The sequence below is a fragment of the Candidatus Thermoplasmatota archaeon genome (assembly GCA_035540375.1).
GTDB lineage: Archaea > Thermoplasmatota > SW-10-69-26 > JACQPN01 > JAJPHT01 > DATLGO01.
This window is the reverse complement of record DATLGO010000039.1, coordinates 1-18,502: the sequence shown is the minus strand read 5'-3', so window position 1 is coordinate 18,502 and position 18,502 is coordinate 1. Positions and strand designations below refer to the sequence as shown.

Below are 18,502 nucleotides of genomic sequence, written 5' to 3'. Positions count from 1 at the left end.
CGCGCTGAACTGGCGGTGAACGCTGCCTGGGACAGCGCTGGGCCGACCACGTACGGGAACTCTTAAAAGGAGCGTCGGGAGCTTCCCCCATGGAGAGGCTCTTGCACCCCAGGCTCCGATCGGCGTTCGTCTTCGCCGCGACGGCCCTCGCTGCGTATCTTGTGGCCGGCTGCACCACGGGATCGGGCGATTTCTACGCCGCGACGGAAGCGTCGGAGCCCGGCCGAACGGGTCTCGAAAACCAGGGTCAACGCAACTGCATGGTCGAGGCCCTAGCCCAGCAGGAGACTTCAGACTGCCCGGGCGTCGCGACGGGCGCCCCCCATCCCGCGCGCGGCATCCTCGTGCTCGACGACTTCTACATCCAACCCGGCGGACCCGCCTCCCCCTCGAGCCTCTCGGAGGGCGCGCTCGTCGAAGGATACCGATGCTGGTCCAACCAGCCGACCTCGTGCTCGGGTCCGACGAACAACCTCATTTCGGGCATGAACACGGCCCGCGCCTCGCGCGGCCTCCTCCCGGACATCATCCTTCCCGGCGCCGGCCGCTTCATGGCCGCCTACGGGTGGTTCAACAACACGAACGGCGACGAGAGCGTCCGCGTCGACGACACCGGCCGCACGCCCTCCGGCGCGGTCACGGCGGGGCCCGCGAACGAGTTCGTGCGCAAACCCGACGGCAACCTCGTTTCGTACGTCGAGCCCGGATCCCGGCCGAGCTGGGACAACCTGATGCGGCCCGGCGACATCGAGCCCGACATCACCTACGTGATGCAGGATTTCGCGACGATGCGGACGGCCTACCTGTACGAACAGAAAAGCGCGGGGACGTACGCCGGCCAGCCCGCGGCGGCCACGATCTGGTTCGACGGCTCCCTTCTCCGGACCCTCACCGTCACCACGGTCACGGATCCCCTCTTCACGCCCGCGCCCAACGGACGCCCGTACACGACGACGGCCTCGTCGCTCGTCGACATCGACGTGTACGGCGCCCTTGCGCCCGGTCCCGTCAGCGCCCTCTTCGCAAGCGTCGCGGGGCCCGCGATGGATCGCTATGCGAGCCCCAGCTGGGGCCTCTGCCCGAACGCGTGCGTCCCCGGCCCCGTGCCGCTCGGCGGCACGCCGGCAAGCGGCCCCGGCGGTCTCGCGCAGGGCCTCGTGTGGGCCCCGAACCTGCCTGAAACCCGCCTCGGGAGCGGCAACTCGGCCGAAGGCCGTCTCCAGGACTTCCAGGAAGGCTACCGCGGCTGGGTCGACGTCATCCCCGCAATGCGCGCGACGTACGCCGGGTGGTTCATTCCCGTGGCCTGGACGCCCACGCTGCCGGTACCGCTCAGCCGATCCGGCGCCGGCGAGCCCGAGCCCACCCTTCCGCCGGGGACCTTCTTCGCGCCCGAAGCCTGGGTCGGCGTGTGGAACGACCGCTCTCAGGACGGCCGCATCGGCCTCGTCGACGCGAGCGATCCCTACGAGGGAGGGTCCCGTCCGAACCCCGACAACTACTACGATTCGCGCGGCGAGTTCTTCGGCGTCGAGCCCAAGCTTCCCGAAGGCCGCGCCTACGTGACGCTCACGTTCACGCCCGATACCGACTGGGGTCCCGGCGGCGTCTACCATTACTACTCGAGCATGCCGAACGACCCCTTCGCCGAGTCGCCCAGCGACTGCATGGTGAATGGCGCCGTGTTCTGCTTCGGCGTCACCTCCGGTAGCACGAAGTCGTTCGAGCTCGTCCTCACCGGCGTCTCTCCTTCGGGCGGCGGCGGATGGTTCGTTTCGACCATGCCGAACCCGAAGGGTCACTACAGTCCGCTCACGAGCGTCGTTTTCCCGGCCGGGTCGCCCGGCTTTACCGTGTGCACGGACGTGCTGGTCACGGAGTGGGCCGAGGGCGGCAGCCTCGTGCGCGACGCGGTGCGCGACTGCGACCACTACGCCCCGTGGTTGCCGGCGTGAGCCGTCACAACCCGACCAGGTGGGGGAATCCTTAAAATCCGCCTCGGGAACTCGGGGGCGAGACCCCCATGCATCCCAGGCTCCGCTTCGCGCTCGTGTTCGTCTCGACGGCGGTCGCCGCCTACCTCGTGGCGGGGTGCACGAGCGAGTCGGACTTCTACGCGCGGGCGGACGTGGACGAGAGCGGGCGCAGCGCGCTCGCGGCCCTCGGCCAGTTCAACTGCATGGAGGCCGGCCTCCTCGCTGCCGGGACGCCGGAATGCCCCCGCGTCCCGACGGGGGCGAAGCGACCCGTCGAAGGCATCCTGGTCCTGGACAACTTCTACGTCCAGATCATGGGACCCTCCGGCGTCGACACGAGCCTCCAGTATGCGACCGATCCCGCGACCGCGATCCGCTGCGCGGAGCTCCGCGCGACGGGTCAGGGGCAGGCGCTCTCGGGCTGCTCCGGTCCATACACTTCGCTCATCGCCGGATCGAACTCCGCGCGCGCCTCGCGCGGCGCGCTCCCCGACATGATCCTTCCCGGCGTCGGACAGTTCCACTCGGCCTACGGGTGGTGGGACAATCTCGACGGCGACGATTTCATCACCGTGGACGACACGGGGCTCGAGGGGGCCCGGGTCGTGCCCGGCCCGAAGAATGAATGGATCCTGAAGCCCGGCGCGACGATGGTCTCGTACGTGACGCCCGGCACGCACCCGACCTACGACAATCCGCGCCGCCCCGCCGCGACCGAGCCCGACGTCCACTACGCGCCGCTCACGACGTACCATGCGAGCACGGCCGTCGTCTACCAGCAGAAGAACGCGGGCGGCGACGGGGACCGCCTCACGGGCATCGTGTGGATCGACGGCTCCCTCCTGCGCTCCATCCGCGTGTTCACCGTCACCGACCCCATCTTCGCGGCGTCGCCCGACGGTCTCCCGTTCACGCCCCGGACCACGTCCCTCGTGGACATCGACGATTACAGCGCCGTCGCGCCCGGTCCCGTGACGACCCTTTACAGCGCGCTCTTCGGTCCCTTCATGGACGAGTTCGCAAGCCCCAGCTTCGGGACTTGCCCGAACGCCTGCATCCCGGGTCCCGTTCCGACGGGCGGCACGGCGCTTGCGGAGGTCGGCGCGCTCCAAGGCTTCGCGTTCGGCCGCCACGAGAGCGAGACGCATCCGGCGAGTCTCGGCACGGCCGCCGGTCGCCAGACCGATTTCGAGGACCAGTTCCACGGTTGGATCGACGTCATCCAGATGACGCGCACGACGGTCTCCTACCAGAACCTCGGCGCCTGGGGTTGGTCCATGCAGCAGCCGCTCGGCGCCGACCCCGAAGGCCGGCCCACGATCCCGCCCGGCGGGTCCATCTCGCCCGAGGCGTGGATCGGCATCTTCCGGGACCTCTCGCGCGACGGGCGCGTCGGACGCGTGGCGAACCCCGCGGACCCCTACGAAGGCGGTTCGCGACCGATGCCGGACGACTACTACCGGTCCGAGGGCGAGTTCTACGGACTCGAGCCCAAGCTGAACAAGGACAACGTGCTCATCCTCACGTTCACGCCCGACACCGACTGGGGTCCGGTCGGCGTGTACTCGTTCTATCCGGACCGCATGGGCGATCCCATCCCGCCCACGACCGCGGGCTGCCTTCCGGGCACGGCGAGCATCTGTCTCCAGGTGAACGGGGGGAGCGCGCAACCGTTCACGACTTTCCTGCGTCCCGCGGGACAGTACTCGGCCCACCCTGGCGCCTCCTCGACGCCAGCGATCGAGAGCCCGTTCGGCCACTACGGGACGCACCAGGCGATCTGGTTCCCGACCGGTTCGCCGGGCTTCACCGTGTGCACGATGGACGTCCCGCTCACCTACGCAATCGGCGAGGTGGCCGTCACCGAGACCGTCCGCGATTGCGACTACGTCGCGCCATGGGTGAGCGCATGATCGCCGCCGAACGGTCGGGGATATGGTTAAAAGCCGGCCCGTCGCCTGCCCGCTCGGAGACCCCCATGCATCCCAGGCTCCGCTTCGCGCTCGTGTTCGTCTCGACGGCGGTCGCCGCCTACCTCGTGGCGGGGTGCACCGGCGAGGCCGACTTCTACGCCGCCACGGAGGTCGACGAGCCCGGCCGGATCGATCTCGATAACCGCGGCCAGACGAACTGCTTCGCGGAGGCCTTCGGCTCGATGCCGACGGCGGCGTGCCCCCTCGAGGACACGGGGAAGCCCGTGCCCACGCAGGGCGTCCGCGTCCTCGACGACTTCTACATCCAGCCGCTCGGCCCGAGCGGTCTCGACTCGCTCGCCTACTATGCGGACAATCCGGACAAAGGGATCGCGTGCGCGGTGGACGTCCAGCGCCTGCGCTGCACGGGCCCGACCACGACGCTCCTGTCCGGGTCGAACACGGCGCGCGCAAGCCGCGGCCTCCTGCCGGACGTCATCCTGCCCGGCGCGGGGCAGTTCCACGCCGCCTACGGCTGGTGGAACAACGTGGACAACGACGCGTACATCCACGTCGACGACACGGGCCTCGGCAAGAACAACGCCGTCACGACCGGACCGAACAACGAATGGGTCCTCAAGCCCGCGGCCACCGTCGTCTCCTACATCGAGCCCGGCACGCACCCGAGCTACGACGGCATGGCGCGACCCTCGACGCTCGAGCCGGACATCCATTACGCCCCGCTCGCGACCACGCAGGCCTCGACGCCGGTCGTCTACCAGCAGAAGGACGGAGACGGCGACGCGTCGAACACGGCCGCGATCCTCTGGCTCGACGGGTCCGTCCTCCGCACGATCACCGTGACGACCGTCGCGGAAGCCCACTTCGCGCCGTCCCCCGACGGCACGCTCCCCTTCACGCGGACGGCGCAGTCGCGCGTCGACGTGGACCGCTACCTCGGCCTTGCGCCCGGTCCGATCTCGGAGGCCTACGGCGCCCTTGCCGGTCCGATGATGGACGAAGTGGCGAGTCCCTCGTACGGATCCTGCCCGAACGCGTGCGCGCCGGGGCCCGTCGCGGTCGGCGGGACCGCGCTCGCGCCGCTTCTCGGCCCCGCGCAGGGATCCGTCTATGCGCGTCACCTCCCCGAGACGCGGGAGGGAAGCGGCAACACGGCGGCGGGTCGGCAGACGGAGTACGAGGAGGACTACCGCGCGTTCCTCGACGTCATCCCGGCCACGCGCCTCGTGGTGGGACCGTCGTTCGTGGCGCTCGCCTGGTCGCCGCTCATGCAGGTCCCGCTCAGCGCGAAGCCCGGAAGCGACGATCCCACGATCCCGCCCGGCGGCTTCTTCGCGCCCTATGCCTGGATCGGAATCTGGAAGGACCACTCGGGCGACGGTTTCGTGGGTCGTGTGAAGGACCCGTCCGATCCCTACGAGGGCGGGTCGCGGCCCCAGCCGAACGACTTCCTGCAATCGCGGGGAGAGTTCTACCCCGTCGACCCCAAGCTCAAGGACGCCGAGCTCCACGTCACCCTCACGCCGGACACCGACTGGGGGCCCGTGGGCGTCTACTATCTGACCGGCGCCACGCCCGGCGACGCGACGGCGAGGACGGCGGCAGACTGCGGCTATCCGTCCCAGGCGTACTCGGCGCGCCTCGTGTTCTGCCCCACCGTGAGCGCCGGAAGCACGAAGCCGATCCTCCTCGTGCTCGACAACAACCTCGCACAGGCTTCCCCCTCGGCCGGCGCCGCGTGGATCGTGCCCGTCATGCCGACTCCCGAAGGGCACTACGGCATGTGGCAACCGATCTGGTTCCCGACCGGATCGCCGGGCTTCACGATGTGCACCGTCGAGGTGCGGGTGAAGTACACGATCGGCGGCGAGGCCCGCGAGGAGACCGTGCGCGACTGCGACTACATCGCGCCCTATGCCGAGGCGTGACGGCGAAGAAGCGGGCCAACGGTTAAGACCCGGACGACAAGCTAAGGAAGCGGAGAGGCTCATGGACCCACGTCGTCGCTTCGCGCTCGTCTTCGCGGCGACCGCCCTCGCAGCGTACGTCCTTGCCGGTTGCACCGGCGAGTCGGAGTTCTACGCGCGCGCCGACGCCGACGAGGCGAATCGCCTCGCCCTCGACCACGAGGGCCAATCGAACTGCGTCGCCGAGGCCCTCCGGGCCGCGCCCACCGACGCGTGCCCGCTCGAGCCGACCGGCGAGGCCCACCCGAGTGCGGGCATCCTCGTCCTCGACGACTTCTACGTCCAGCACTTCGCCGCGAACGGCGTCGACTCGACGCTCTACTACGCGGAAAACCCGAACGCGGCGGTCGCCTGCGCGGCGGACCCGCGCATTCTCATCTGCGCGGGGCCCCTCCAGAGCTGGTTCGCGGGAGCGAACACCGCACGCTCGTCGAACGGCGAGCTGCCCGACATCATCCTGCCCGGCGCGGGCCGCTTCGTCGCCGCCTTCGGCTGGTGGAACAACGCCGATCTCGACGACTTCATCCACGTCGACGACACCGCGACCGACGAGGAATACTACGTGCGACCCGGTCCGAACAACGAGTTCGTTCCCAAGGACGGATCGCGCCTCGTCTCCTACGTCGAGCCCGGCACGCATCCGAGCTACGACGGCATGATGCGGCCGGGCCCCGACGAGCCCGACATCCGATACGTTCTGAGCAACGCGCTCCTCGCTTCGAGCCCGGTCCTCTACACGCAGACGGACGGCGAGGACGACATCAGCCTCACGACGGCCGTCATCTGGGTGGACGGCTCGCTCCTCCGCACCTACCGCGTGACGACGGTCTCCGACGCCATCCTCGCGCCCTCGTCCGATGGACGCTTCCCGTTCTCGCCCTCGACACGCTCCCGCATCGACATCGACGTCTACGGCGCGATCGCGCCGGGGCCCGTCGCGGCCCTCTACGAAACGAACGCGGGGCCCGTGATGAACGAGTATGCGAGCCCCTCGTGGGGATTGTGCCCGAACGCTTGCATCCCCGGCCCTGTCGCGGCGGGCGGCACGCCGCTCGACACGGTCCTCGGCCCGACGCAGGGCGCGCTCTTCGCGCGCCACATTCCCGAGACGGAGCCCGGAAGCCTCAACACGGCCGAGGGCCGCCTCGCCGATTTCCAGGCGCGCCACCGCGCATGGATCGACCTCCTGCCGATGACGCGGCTCCACGCGGGCTACGGCTTCGTCCCCCTCGCCTGGACGCCGTCGATGCAGATGCCGCTCGGCGCCGACCCCGACGGCCGTCCGACGATTCCCCCGAACGGGTACTTCGCGCCCGAAGCGTGGCTGGGGCTGTGGCGCGACTTCACCCTCGACGGCTTCGTCGGCCCCGTCGCGAACCGCACCGATCCCTACGAAGGCGGCTCGCGTCCGCACCCGTTCGACTATTACCGCTCCAACGGCGAGTTCCTGCCGCTCGTGCCCCCCCTTCACGAGGAGTACCTGAACGTGACGCTGACCCCGCACGACACGTGGGGGCCCGTCGGCGTGTACTACCTGCCCTCAGGCGAGTGGCCGGGCGACGCGACCGCGCAGTCGCCTGAAGATTGCGGTTACCCGCCCGACTATGGCGGCATCATCCGCCTCGTCATCTGTCCCACGGTCAGCGCCGACAGCGCGAAGCCCATCCACATCCGTCTCGGCCGCAGCGCGCGCGAATCGGCATCGGCCGGCGCGGGATGGATCCTGCCCGCGATGAACAATCCGGATGGCCACCTGAGCCTGTTCTACCCGCTCTGGTTCCCGACGGGGTCGCCCGGCTTCACGATGTGCTCCGAGCCCCTCGTCCTCGAATACGAGCACACCGGCGAGACGCACGCCGAGACGGTCCAGGACTGCGACGTGATCGCGCCGTGGCGGGAACCGTGACGGAGCCCGCGCCTCGGCCGCCGCCCGGCCCGCCGCGAGCGGTCGCGCGGACCCTCGTCGCGCTCGCCCGCGATCGGCTCGGGACGCTCGAGCGCCTCAAGCGCGAGCACGGGGACGTCGTCGCGTTCGACCTCCTCAAGACGCGCGTCGTTCTCGTGTCGCACCCGGACGACGTGCGCGACGTGCTCGCGACGCACGCGACCCGCTACGCGAAAAGCGGGTCCATCGCGGCCGCGGGCAAGGTGCTCGGCGAAGGCCTCGTCACGAGCGAGGGCGCGAAGCACCGCCGCCACAAGCGGATGATCGCGCCCGTGTTCAACCACGCGCGCGTCGCGGATCTCGTCCCGTTCCTCGCCCAGGAGGCGGGGGCCGCGCGCGACGGGCGCTTCGCGGACGGGACCGTCGTGGACGTCGACCGCGAGATGACGCGCCTCGCGCTGAGGAGCGTCGCGCGCACGCTGTTCGGCCTCGAGATGGACGAGGGCGACGCGGCGGAGATCCTCGAAGCCCTGAACCGCGTCGTCGAGGTCTTCGAGTTCGCGTTCCTCCCGTTCCCCGACGTCGTCGAATGGATTCCGTTCCCGCCCATCGTGCGGTTCCGCCTCGCGCGACGCCGGCTCGATCGCGCGGTCCGATCCATGGTGGCGGCGCGCCGCGCCGCGCTCGCCGCGGGCCGATCGCCGTCGGACCTCCTCGATCTCCTCCTCACCGCGACCGACGAAGCGGGGGGACCCGGCTTCGACGACACGGAGGTGCGCGACGAGGTCGTGACGCTCCTGCTCGCGGGCGCCGAGACGACGGCCCGCGCCCTCGCGTGGACGTGGTGGCAGCTCGCCGCGAACGCGGAAGCGGAATCGCGCCTCCACGCCGAGGTGGACGCGCTCGGCGGCCGCGCGCCCACGGCCGCGGAGACGCGCGCGCTCCCGTGGACGCGGGCCGTTCTCTCCGAGTCCATGCGCCTCATGCCGCCCGTCTGGATCCTCGGGCGCGAAGCCCTCGAGGACCACGCGATCGGCGGCTACGCCGTCCCCCGCGGAGCGACGGTCGCGGTGAGCCAGTGGCTCGTGCACCGCGACCCGCGATGGTGGGGCGACGACGCCCTCGCGTTCGACCCCGCGCGCTTCCTCGCGCCCGCGCCCGAGCGCCCGCGCTTCGCGTACTTCCCGTTCGGCGGCGGTCCGCGCGTGTGCGTCGGCGAAGGCTACGCGTGGACGGCCGGCGTCGTCGCGCTCGCCACGCTCGCCCAGCGCCTGCGCTTCGAGCGCCCCGCGGACGCGGCCGCGCCCCGGCTCAAGCCGGGCGTCTCGCTGAGGCCCAAGGGCGGGCTCCCGATGCGGGTGGCGGCGCGGTCCATCGATTGATCCGGAACCGATATTCCCCGGAAACGGGGTTCCGGGGCGATGCGTCTTCCCGTGATGGTGCTCGTGAGCCTCGCCGTGATCCTGCCCGTCGCCTACGCCCAACCGAGCCCGCCCCCGATCCGCGTCGAGCCGGGCGACTCGGGCATGTCGGTCGTGAGCGACTCCTACGCGTTCGGGTTCAGCCAAAGCCCCCTGCGTCTCCACCAGGTCGCCTTCGCCGGCACGCCGCTCTTCGCGAGCGTCGCGTATCCGAGCGACGCCGCCGGCTACCACGTGGCCGGGGCCTCCTTCCGCATCCTGCCCCCCTCGCCCATCCGCGCGCCGCTCCTCCACTTCACGGACTCCGCCGTGGGCGAGATGAAGATCGGGCTTCCGCCCAACCCGATCCAGCCCGGACCCGTCGAGGTCGTCCTCGACGATAGCGCCGCGCTCGCGGCGGACGGAGACGCCTTCGTGCTCTCGGCCGGACCGCACGCCTTCGCCGTGCGCTTCACGGCGCCCCCCGTCATCGACGGGAACGTCCTCACGTTCGCGGGGACGATGCACCTCGTCGCCCGCTGACGGCGCGGACGCGGGGCCGGGCTGCGCGGGCGTGCGGCGAGGCGCGCTCGCGCGCGCGTCGCGGTCTCGCAGCGATGGCCTCGCCTCGAAGGCGGCCGATCGTGACGGCCCCGGCGCGAAGCGCGGGCCGCGGCGATCCGCGACGCATCGACGCGCCGATGCCGCGACGACGCGCCCGCGAACAACGGGGGCCGCGCGGCCCCCGGAACCTTGAAGTGGGGGAAGCGGTATCCGAGCGCACGACCCGGCCGGGGGTCTTCCCGACGCTCCCGTAGTGTAGTCCGGCCAAACATGAAGCCCTCTCGAGGCTTCGCCTGGGGTTCAAATCCCCACGGGAGCACTTCTCAAGCGTCCGAGCCAGGCGAGGCCATGCCGGTCGGTGCCCTCGCCGTTTTCATGCGCGCCTTACGCCGCCGGGCATCAGTACGCCGCGGGCACGCGCCGGGCCGTCGTGTCGATGACGCCGAGCTGGTTGCGCATCTGCATGATCTTCGGGATGGAGCCCTTGAACTTCATCTTCCCCGTCATCACGAGCTTCTCGAGCGGCGCCTCGCCCTGGTGGTTCCTCACCCACGTCGCGTAGTCGCCGATGAAGGCGAACTCCGCGCTCGTCTCGGGCGTCGCCTCCGTGATCGCGGCCTTCCCGTGGTCGACCGCGAGGAGGAACGCCGCGCCCTTCTCGCCCTTGTCCCTCGCGACCATGAGCAGGTTCGCCTTCAGGTTCGCAGTCTTCGCCTGGAACTCCGCGTCCGCGTTCAGCGTCGTCGCGAGCGCGTCGAAGTACGCCTTCGTGAAGTAGGGCGTGGCCATGGCCGACGCATCGCGGCCGGACCGTTTCAGCCTTCCCTGCGGACCGGGGTGAAATCCCGTCAAACGCCGGGGCGTCCTTTGTGCGACCCGGGGCGTCTCCGGGGGAAACCCCGCGAATCGCGGGGTTTCGCGCGTGTTCGCCCCGTAAAACCCTGCCGATCGCGAGCAAAGCGGCAGCGTGATGGCGAACCCCTCCGTAAGACGTCCCGGGATGCCTATGCCTTACACCCACGCCGGATGGACGCTCCACCAGAGGGACGTCGTCCTGAAGAACGGGAACGGAACGCAGCGGATCTACTTCTTCGCGAAGGGCCAGCCGAAGAGCGGCAACCCCACGTCGCTCCCGCGCGGCTACCGCGTCGAGATCAGCGCGAAGACCGGGATGCCGTACGTCAAGAAGGACCCGAACGCCGCGGCCTCCCCGCAGCGCTTCGACTGGCTGCGCCGGATGTTCAACTAGCGGCGCCTACGGGCTCCGCTCGCTTCGCTCGCTGCGCCCTTCGGCGCCGAGCGCACTCCGTCGCACGGAAAACCCCCCGCTCGCGCTTCGCGCTCGCTACGGGTTTCCGTGCGACTTCGTGCGCCAGGGGGCCGCTTCGCGCCCCCTTGGCCCCGCTTCCTCCGCTTCCACGCGGCCGTTTCTCGCCGATCCGGAACATTGCCCGTGACGGGGCCGCGCGCTCCGCCGCCCCGGACCCCGCGCCCCGTCCGGTGAGGCATCCGGCGTCCGTTCAAAGTCCCCCGGGTGGGTGACCGAGTCTTGATAAGGGCGCAACCCTGTGTCACCCAGGGAGGTTGACCCAGAATGACCCCTCGAACACTCGTGATCCTCGTGACCAGCGCGCTCCTTGCCGGAGCGTTCGCGGGCACGGCGATCGCCTACGGAACGGACGCCGACTGCCGCCGTGGACAGTATGAGGAATACGTCGACGAGTACGGCAACACGCGCAAGGACGACCGCATCCACGACGCCCCCACCTACCAGAACACGCCGGTGACCGGCCGCGAAACCGGCGCCCGCGCCTGCGAAGGCGAGCACTGGGACGGCCAGGATTACACGGGCAACGAATGCACGCCCGACAACGCCCGCCCCCTCGCTTCGGGCGGGGACGTCACCTCGTTCGCCATCAGCTCGCGGTACGGGTGCCACCCGCACACGCCCTTCGACGGCGAGCGCGGGGCGGGCAAGCTCCTGACGCAGGGCGCGGCGAGCGAAGCCGTGCACGTCCGCGCGACGGGCAAGGGCAGCACGGTGGGCTGTCTCAACCACGGCGCGGTCTTCCTCGGCGTGAGCATCTTCGGCGTCGGCGAGGTCGCGGTCTTCGGCAACGGCGACCAGGCGGTCGTCCCGGGCCACCCGAACTGCGGCTCGGCGAACGCCCAGGGCGGCGGCCAGGGCACGGCGAGCGTGTACCTGCGCGACAACTCGGACCAGATCTTCAAGGACCTCACGACGCCGGCCGTCGCCGGCGTGGGGCCCATCAACGTCGACGACGAGATGGACAACCGGGTCTTCCGCAAGGAAGTCTGCGGCAACTGGCTCGCGGGCGCCGTCCACACCGCGGGCATCACCACGGGTCAGGGCGTCGGCGAGACGAACGACCCGACGAACTCGTGCGAGCCGAACCCGGACTCGAGGAACGACTGCACCTACCAGTCCTACGTGAAGGGGCAGTGCTTCCGCGACAACACGGCCGCGTCCGTGATGGTCCTCGCCTGAAGCCGGGACCGGGCCCCGCAAGGGGCCCTCTCTTCTCTTTCATCCCCGCTTGCGTGAGCCGGGGCTCCGGTCAACCGCCGCCTTCCGGCGGGTGCACGTCGGCGAAGTCGTTCCAGCTCAGCGCGACGGCCTCGCGGACGTGCGCGGGCGAGGAGTAGACCTCGGGATTCAGGTTTTCGAGAAGCGACGCGAGCGTGAGCGTCACGCCGCGGCCCACCACGACCTCCACCGCGCCCGCCGAGGCGAGGATGGCCTCCTTGGTCGCGGGGAACGCGAGGCCGTCGAGCCCCTCGAGCGCGGCCGCAAGCGCCGCGAGACCGCGTCCGCGGTCCAGGCTCGTCGTCCGTCCGGCCTCCGCGCTTGCGCCGGGGTCCCTCACCGCCCGGCCTCGCGGGCCGTGGGGATTGGGGCTTGTGGTTCGTTCCTCGACGCCGCGTCGAGCCTCAGCGCGGCGTTGATGAGTCCGATGTGCGGAAAGGCCTGCGGAAAGTTGCCGAGAAGCTCACCCGTGAGCGGATCGACCTCCTCCGCGAAGAGCCCGAGCGGGTTCGCGCGGGCGAGGATCCCGTCGAAGATGCGGCGGGCCTCGTCGACCCGGCCGAGGAGCGCGAGGTTCTCCACAAGCCAGAACGTGCAGTACGCGAAGGTCGCCTCGCGGCCGGGCAGGCCGTCGTCCGTGTCCTCGATGTAGCGGTACACGAGACCGTTCACCGTGAGGGTCTCGAGCACGCGGTCGATCGTGGAGGCCATGCGGGGGTCGCGCGCGTCAATGAAGCCGATGAGCGGCAGGAGGAGATTCGAGGCGTCGAGCACCGGCGCCTCGTACGCCTGCGAGAAGGCGCGAAGCTTCTCGTCGTAGCCGCGCTCGAGCGCCTCGGCGCGGCACGCCGCCGCTTCCCGCTCCCATCGCGCGACGTCCCCGTCGAGCCCCTCCTCGCGCGCGGCCTTCACGGCGCGGTCGAGGGCGGCCCACGCCATCGCCTTCGAGAGGACGAAATGCTTGGGCGCGCTGCGCATCTCCCAGATGCCCGAATCGGGCTCGCGCCAATGGTCCGCGACCCAATCGGCAAGACGCCGGAACACGGGCCAATGCTGCTCCTCGGTGGTGTTGCCGAGCCGCCGCAGCGCGTGCGCGCCGATGAAGAGCTCTCCGTACATGTCGAGCTGATGCTGCTCGGCCGCGGCGTTTCCGATGCGCACGGGCGCGCTGCGCCGCCAACCTTCGAGGTGCGGCAGGATCCGCTCCGGGACCTCGGTTTCGCCGCGGATGCCGTAGAGCACGCGCAGCTCCCCGTTCGTCGCCTCGAGGACGCGCACGAGCCATCGCACGTATTGACCCGCCTCGTCTGCGTGTCCCGTCGCGTGGAGCGCGTGCACGCCGAGCGTCGCGTCGCGCACCCACGCGAAGCGGTAATCCCAGTTGCGCACGCCCCCCACCCGTTCCGGGATGGACGTCGTGCCCGCCGCGACCATCGCGCCGGTCGGCTCGTACGTGAGCATCTTGAGAACGAGCGCGCTGCGTTCGACCTCGCGCTCGTAGGGGCCGCGGTAGCGTCGCCGCGAGGACCAGCTCTGCCATCGCTCGACGGTATCGTCGCGCATGCGCCGGGCCTCGTCGAGCGTGAGCGGTCCGCGTCCCGCGCGCCGTTCGAACGCGTGGAAGCGGACCTCGAAGGCCGCCGCCTCGCCCTCGACGAGCCGGATCCGCATCGTGGCGTCCGTTCCCTCGCGAACAAGGCGATGCGTGGAGCGGAGCGCGACCGTGCAGCCCTGCGCCATGGCGACCGCGCCCTCGTCGTTCACGGCCATGCGCGGAACGACCTCCGCGTAGAAGGGGCGCGGCGCGTAGACGACCTCGAGATCGACCTCGCCCTGCGTCACCTCCGCGATGCGCACGAGCCGGGACGGGCCGCGGAACGGCATGAGGTCTGTGACCTCGAGCGCGCCCTTGCCGCTGCGGAACGTCGTCGAAAGGACATTCGTTCCAGGCACGTACTTCACGACGGAGTGGAACGGCCCTTGCGGTCCGACGCGGAAGCGCCCGCCCCGGTGACGGTCGAGGATCGCGGCGAAGATGGCGGGCGAGTCGAAGCGTGGCGCGCACCACCAGTCGATCGACCCGTCGGCGCCGACGAGGGCGAGGCTCCGGCAGTCCCCGATGGCGCCGTATTCGCTCAAGGACTTGTAATGGTCAAGTGCGGCGACGGCGCGTTTCTCCAAGCTTGGGAACCTCGTGTCCTCGCGAACGGCGCCCATGTGTGAAAAGAGTTGCGCGTAGCGTGATCGAGGATCGGGGGCAAACGTATGTGCATCGACGGCGTTACCGCCGCTCGATGCCGAACAAGCTGGGTCATCTCGCCGTCAATACCCAGACGCCGCTCGTCCGCCTCCGCGGCGACGTCGCGGGCGTCTCGCGCGACGGCGTCCTCCCCCTCGACCGTCTCCGCCGCGGCGAGCAGTACCGATTCACCGCGGGCGGCGTGACGCGCATGCTTCTGCCGCTCCTCGAGCGGTGGGTCGACGAGGGCGTCGCCCGCGATCCGGAATGGTTCTCGATGGCGGCGGCGCCTTCGCCGGCGCTCGCGCACCGGGGCGTGATCCTGCGCTTCATCGAGGTCCCCGAGGTCGTGCGCCGCCGCTACGCGCGCGCCAAGGAATCGCTGTGGCAGGTCCTGAACGGTCTCCCCGAGGCCCCCCCGGACCCCGCGGTGTTCGCGGGTCCGCGCGCGAACGATTGGGAGGGTTTCGTCGCGTACAACGGCGCGAGCGCCGCCGCGATCGCGCGACGGGGTCGAGAGGACCCGTTCGGGCTTCATTACGTCAACGACTTCCAGCAGATGCTCGTCGGCGGGGCCCTCGACGATGCGCCCTCCGTCTTCCATCTGCACACGCCGTTCACGGAGGAGATCCCCGAGACGTGGCGACGCTTCTTCGCGGGCCACCTCTCGCCCTACGCCTCCGTCGTCGTGAGCACCGACCGGTACGCCCGTGTGCTCGCGGCCTCGGGCTACGCAGGTCGCATCGCGCGCGTGTATCCGTTCCTCGACCCCGCGGGCTATCCCGAGCCGTCGCCCAAGGAGGTGGAGGAGTTCTCGGCCCGTTTCGGCATCGCGCCGTCCGACCGCGTCCTTCTCGCGGTCGCCCGCATGGACCCCATGAAAGGCCAGGACAGGCTCGTGAAGGCCATGCCGGCGATCCTCGCGCGGGAGCCCCGCGCCCGGCTCGTGCTCGTCGGCAACGGCTCGTTCTCGTCGAGCACGAAGGGCGGGCTCGGGCTGTCCAAGGGCCAGAAGTGGCGCGCGCACCTCGAGGCCCTCGCCGACGCGCTCGGCGTCCGGTCCCGCGTCACATTCACGGGCCACGTCGCGACCCGCGACATCCCGGCCGCCTACGGCCGCGCGGACGTCGCGGCGCTTCCGAGCCTCCGGGAAGGGTTCGGCCTCGCCGTCGTCGAGGCCTGGCTCTACGGCAAGCCCGTCGTCGTCTCCGCCGGGGCGGGGATCGCGGAGCTCGTCCGCGACGGGTCGAACGGCTTCGTCGTCGACCCCGCAAACGCCGATGCGCTCGCGGACGTCGTGTGCGAGATATTCGCGGACGCGTCGCTTGCCGACGCGCTCGGACGTGGCGGCCTCGCGACAACGTCCGCGGTCACCGTCGACGAAGGCTCGCGCGCCCTCGCGCGCGCCCTCGACCGCTCGCGGGAGGTGGTCCCACGGGTGAGCTGATGCCCGCGAAAACGGGCGGCCTCGCGGCGGCCCTCGCGCCGATGCGCGCGCTCGCCGTCGATTACGACCGGACCCTCACGGACCCGGCGCTCGTCCTCTGGCCCGCGACCGTCGAGGCCCTGGTCGAGGCCCGCAAGAAGGGCCTTGCGATCATCGTGGTGTCGGGGCGCGACCTCGCGTTCCTCGAGCACGCCCTCGGCAGGGCCGCGAGCGCGTTCGTCGCGGAGAACGGCGCCGTCGTGAGCGCGCCCGGCGGAAGCGTGGAGATCGAGCCCACGCCCGCAGGCCTCCGCGAGGCGCTTGCGGCGGCGGGCATCGAGGTGCGGTGGCACGCTTCCATGGGAAGCCTCGACGCCGAGCACGAGCAGGCCGCCCGCGCCGCGGCCGCCGAGGGAGGGATCGAAGCGACGTTCGAGCGGAACCGCGAGAGTTTGATGGCGCTCCCGCCCGGCGTCGGGAAGGCGCGAGGGCTCCTCCGGGCGCTCGACCTCCTCAAGATCGATCCGTCCGAGGTGTTCGCGATCGGCGACGGAGAGAACGACGTGAGCCTTCTCGAAACGGCGGCCGTGGGCATCGCGGTCGCGAACGCGGTCCCCGAGCTCGCCGCCGCCGCGGAGCACGTCACCCGCGGCGAGGGCGGCAAGGGCGTCGCGGAAGTCCTCGCGGCCTGGGCGGCGTCCCGGTCCTAACCGCGTCGCGCGCCGGCCCGGAGACGGGGGGCGAGCTTCGCGACGTCCCGCTCGAGGACGATCCCGCCCGGCACCGCCGCGGCGTCCTCGCCCTCGAGCGTCGGGAGCCGGTCGAGCGGCGCGTAGAGCGCCTCGACGTCCGCGAGGATCGGGGCCTCGTCGACGAGGGCTTCGTGATCGCGCTCGCGCCAGACGAGGACGGGGCCTTCCGGTTCCGCGCCGCGGACGCTTTCGCGCCACGCGCGGGCGAGCGCCCGCCAGTGAGCCTCCGGAACGTCGTTCGCCCAGACAACGAACGTCTCGTCCGCGGCGGGCCGCCACCGCGTCCCGTCGAAGCTGCGGGCGCCGCCCATCGCGTGGACCTCGCCGATCGTGTGGGCGATCGGGGCCGCCCAATGCTCGACCGAGTCGCTCGTCTCCGTCGTGTAGGACAGCCGCGTTTTCGTCTGGTGCCCGAGCGCCGCGCGGGTCGCGAGGAACGCGCGCGCGTTCGTCGCGAGATCCTTCCGCGTCATGTTGAGGAATCCGAACGGGCCGTTCGGTCCCCAGGCGTAGTCATAAGACTGGAACACGAGGTGATCGAGCCCCGCTCCGGCAAGCGCGCGGTAGTCGATGCCATGCACGAGCGCCATCGCGGGGTCGTAGTTCATCACGTTGTAGGCCGCAAGCCGGCCGCCCGTCGCGTGCACCGCCGCCGCCATCTCACCGTAGAAGTCGGTCCAGCGACGCACGTTGAACGCGATCCATTCGCGCCAGTGCCGCGTCTGCACGTCGCGCGCGCGGTCCGGGACGCTCGCGCGTTCGTCGCCGAGAAGGCATCCTTCGTGCGGAACCGCGTTCGCGCTCGCCGCGAATTCGGCGAGCCATGCGTCCGAATAGTCGAACGTCGTGAGGCCGCGCAGGTCGTGGCCGTGCTGGCGGAAGCCCATGGCTCCGTCGCCGAGGAAGAGGCCGTCGAAGCCGAAGGCCGCCGCAAGGCCGCGCCAGCGGTCCGCCGCGAACGCGGCGTAGGGTCGGCCGTCCTTCAGCCGCTTCAAGGGGTTGAAGTCGGCGTTCCTCAGCGCGAGGTTCTGCCAGGTCTCGCCCCGCGCGTCGCGCATGAGCAGGCCCGGCTCCTCCTCGTCCACCCAGCGGCATTCGTGGATCCAGTATCCGAGGTAGGGCCGGATCCCTTCGGCCTTGAGGCTCGCGACGAGACCCTTGAGGTCGCGTTCCGTCCACCGGTCGCTTCGCGGTCCGTGCCGGTTGAGCGGCACCTCGGCGGCGGGATCGTACCCGCGCCAGCCGTGGAAGAAATCCGGCTGCCGGTCCTCCATGAGGACGAGCCAATCCACGACGCGAGCGCTCGTCTTCGCGAAGCGGCCGACGCCGTGATCCTTCGCCCCCGGATCGAAAAGCCCCAGATCCGCGCACGCCCCGACCGCGAACGCCTCGACCATGCGGGCCGCTCCCGCCGGTCATCGACTTATAGCCTTCCGGAGACGCGGAGTGGCAGAGGGAAATCGCGCCCTCGATGGGCGATGAGAGTCCCGCCTCCCGGATTTGAACCGGGGACTTCCTGATGTCTGCAAGACAGCGAGGAAGGGCTCGCGGAGAGTGCGATGCCGCCGCGACGTTGAGTCGCGGGGGCGGTCCTTCTACAGTCAGGCACTCTAGCCAGGCTGAGTTAAGGCGGGGAAACCTTGCCCTGGGGGGCGACGCGACATGAACGGTGCGCTATATAGGCGTTGTGTTGGCGGGGTCGCGGCGCGGGCCCAATAGATAGAAGGATTCCCGGCGACCGGGGCCGGTCTGCGCGCGATCGACGCCCGGGGCCTCCCCCGGACACGGAGGGTCCGAGGCGCCTGCCCGAG

General features: G+C 70.8%; 14 protein-coding genes and 2 tRNA genes. 11 read left to right on the top strand and 5 right to left on the bottom strand.

From position 1 onward, the window contains the following. Positions 1-89 precede the first annotated feature (89 nt). From VM889_04505 to VM889_04475, 7 genes are all read left to right on the top strand, one after another. Positions 90-1,955 (top strand): hypothetical protein, encoded by a 1,866-nt coding sequence (locus VM889_04505; GenBank protein HVL47798.1) that lies wholly within the window; start codon positions 90-92, stop codon positions 1,953-1,955. A 68-nt stretch (positions 1,956-2,023) separates the two neighbouring features. Then, the gene (locus VM889_04500) at positions 2,024-3,889 is read left to right on the top strand and encodes a hypothetical protein (protein HVL47797.1); all 1,866 of its coding nucleotides are present in this window, start codon (positions 2,024-2,026) and stop codon (positions 3,887-3,889) included. 65 nt (positions 3,890-3,954) lie between these two features. Continuing rightward, positions 3,955-5,838 (top strand): hypothetical protein, encoded by a 1,884-nt coding sequence (locus tag VM889_04495; protein HVL47796.1) that lies wholly within the window; start codon positions 3,955-3,957, stop codon positions 5,836-5,838. A gap of 61 nt (positions 5,839-5,899) precedes the next feature. Then, the gene (locus VM889_04490; protein ID HVL47795.1) at positions 5,900-7,783 is read left to right on the top strand and encodes a hypothetical protein; all 1,884 of its coding nucleotides are present in this window, start codon (positions 5,900-5,902) and stop codon (positions 7,781-7,783) included. Next, the gene (locus VM889_04485; GenBank protein ID HVL47794.1) at positions 7,768-9,144 is read left to right on the top strand and encodes a cytochrome P450; all 1,377 of its coding nucleotides are present in this window, start codon (positions 7,768-7,770) and stop codon (positions 9,142-9,144) included. Before VM889_04490 ends, VM889_04485 begins: the two co-directional genes overlap by 16 nt. A 39-nt stretch (positions 9,145-9,183) precedes the next feature. After that, the gene (locus VM889_04480) at positions 9,184-9,705 is read left to right on the top strand and encodes a hypothetical protein (protein ID HVL47793.1); all 522 of its coding nucleotides are present in this window, start codon (positions 9,184-9,186) and stop codon (positions 9,703-9,705) included. A 265-nt stretch (positions 9,706-9,970) separates the two neighbouring features. Then, positions 9,971-10,045 (top strand) — tRNA-Glu (locus VM889_04475). 80 nt (positions 10,046-10,125) lie between these two features. On the opposite strand, the gene VM889_04470 is transcribed toward VM889_04475, so the two are convergent. Further along, a complete protein-coding gene (locus tag VM889_04470) occupies positions 10,126-10,515 on the bottom strand; it encodes an SCP2 sterol-binding domain-containing protein (protein ID HVL47792.1) in 390 nt (129 codons plus the stop codon). Between the two features lie 211 nt (positions 10,516-10,726). On the opposite strand from VM889_04470, the gene VM889_04465 reads away from it, so the two are divergent. Together VM889_04465 and VM889_04460 are read left to right on the top strand one after the other, a co-directional pair. Next, on the top strand, positions 10,727-10,975 hold the full coding sequence (locus VM889_04465; GenBank protein ID HVL47791.1) for a hypothetical protein: 249 nt from the start codon (positions 10,727-10,729) through the stop codon (positions 10,973-10,975). 345 nt (positions 10,976-11,320) lie between these two features. Continuing rightward, positions 11,321-12,235: a hypothetical protein gene (locus VM889_04460; protein ID HVL47790.1), complete on the top strand. Its 915-nt coding sequence runs from the start codon at positions 11,321-11,323 to the stop codon at positions 12,233-12,235. 70 nt (positions 12,236-12,305) lie between these two features. Here VM889_04460 and VM889_04455 read toward each other — a convergent pair whose 3' ends face one another. After that, positions 12,306-12,614: a hypothetical protein gene (locus VM889_04455; GenBank protein HVL47789.1), complete on the bottom strand. Its 309-nt coding sequence runs from the start codon at positions 12,612-12,614 to the stop codon at positions 12,306-12,308. Then, entirely contained in the window at positions 12,611-14,455 is a 1,845-nt protein-coding gene (locus tag VM889_04450; protein ID HVL47788.1) for a glycoside hydrolase family 15 protein, read from the bottom strand. Before VM889_04450 ends, VM889_04455 begins: the two co-directional genes overlap by 4 nt. A 113-nt stretch (positions 14,456-14,568) precedes the next feature. Between VM889_04450 and VM889_04445 the strand changes: the two genes are divergently transcribed. Together VM889_04445 and VM889_04440 are read left to right on the top strand one after the other, a co-directional pair. Then, positions 14,569-15,960: a glycosyltransferase family 4 protein gene (locus tag VM889_04445; protein ID HVL47787.1), complete on the top strand. Its 1,392-nt coding sequence runs from the start codon at positions 14,569-14,571 to the stop codon at positions 15,958-15,960. Then, complete coding sequence (locus VM889_04440; GenBank protein ID HVL47786.1) at positions 15,960-16,649, top strand: HAD family hydrolase; 690 nt, start codon at positions 15,960-15,962, stop codon at positions 16,647-16,649. Before VM889_04445 ends, VM889_04440 begins: the two co-directional genes overlap by 1 nt. Here VM889_04440 and VM889_04435 read toward each other — a convergent pair. Continuing rightward, complete coding sequence (locus tag VM889_04435; protein ID HVL47785.1) at positions 16,646-18,088, bottom strand: hypothetical protein; 1,443 nt, start codon at positions 18,086-18,088, stop codon at positions 16,646-16,648. The genes VM889_04440 and VM889_04435 overlap by 4 nt on opposite strands. A gap of 88 nt (positions 18,089-18,176) precedes the next feature. After that, positions 18,177-18,325, bottom strand: a tRNA-Tyr gene (locus tag VM889_04430). Positions 18,326-18,502: the final 177 nt, after the last annotated feature.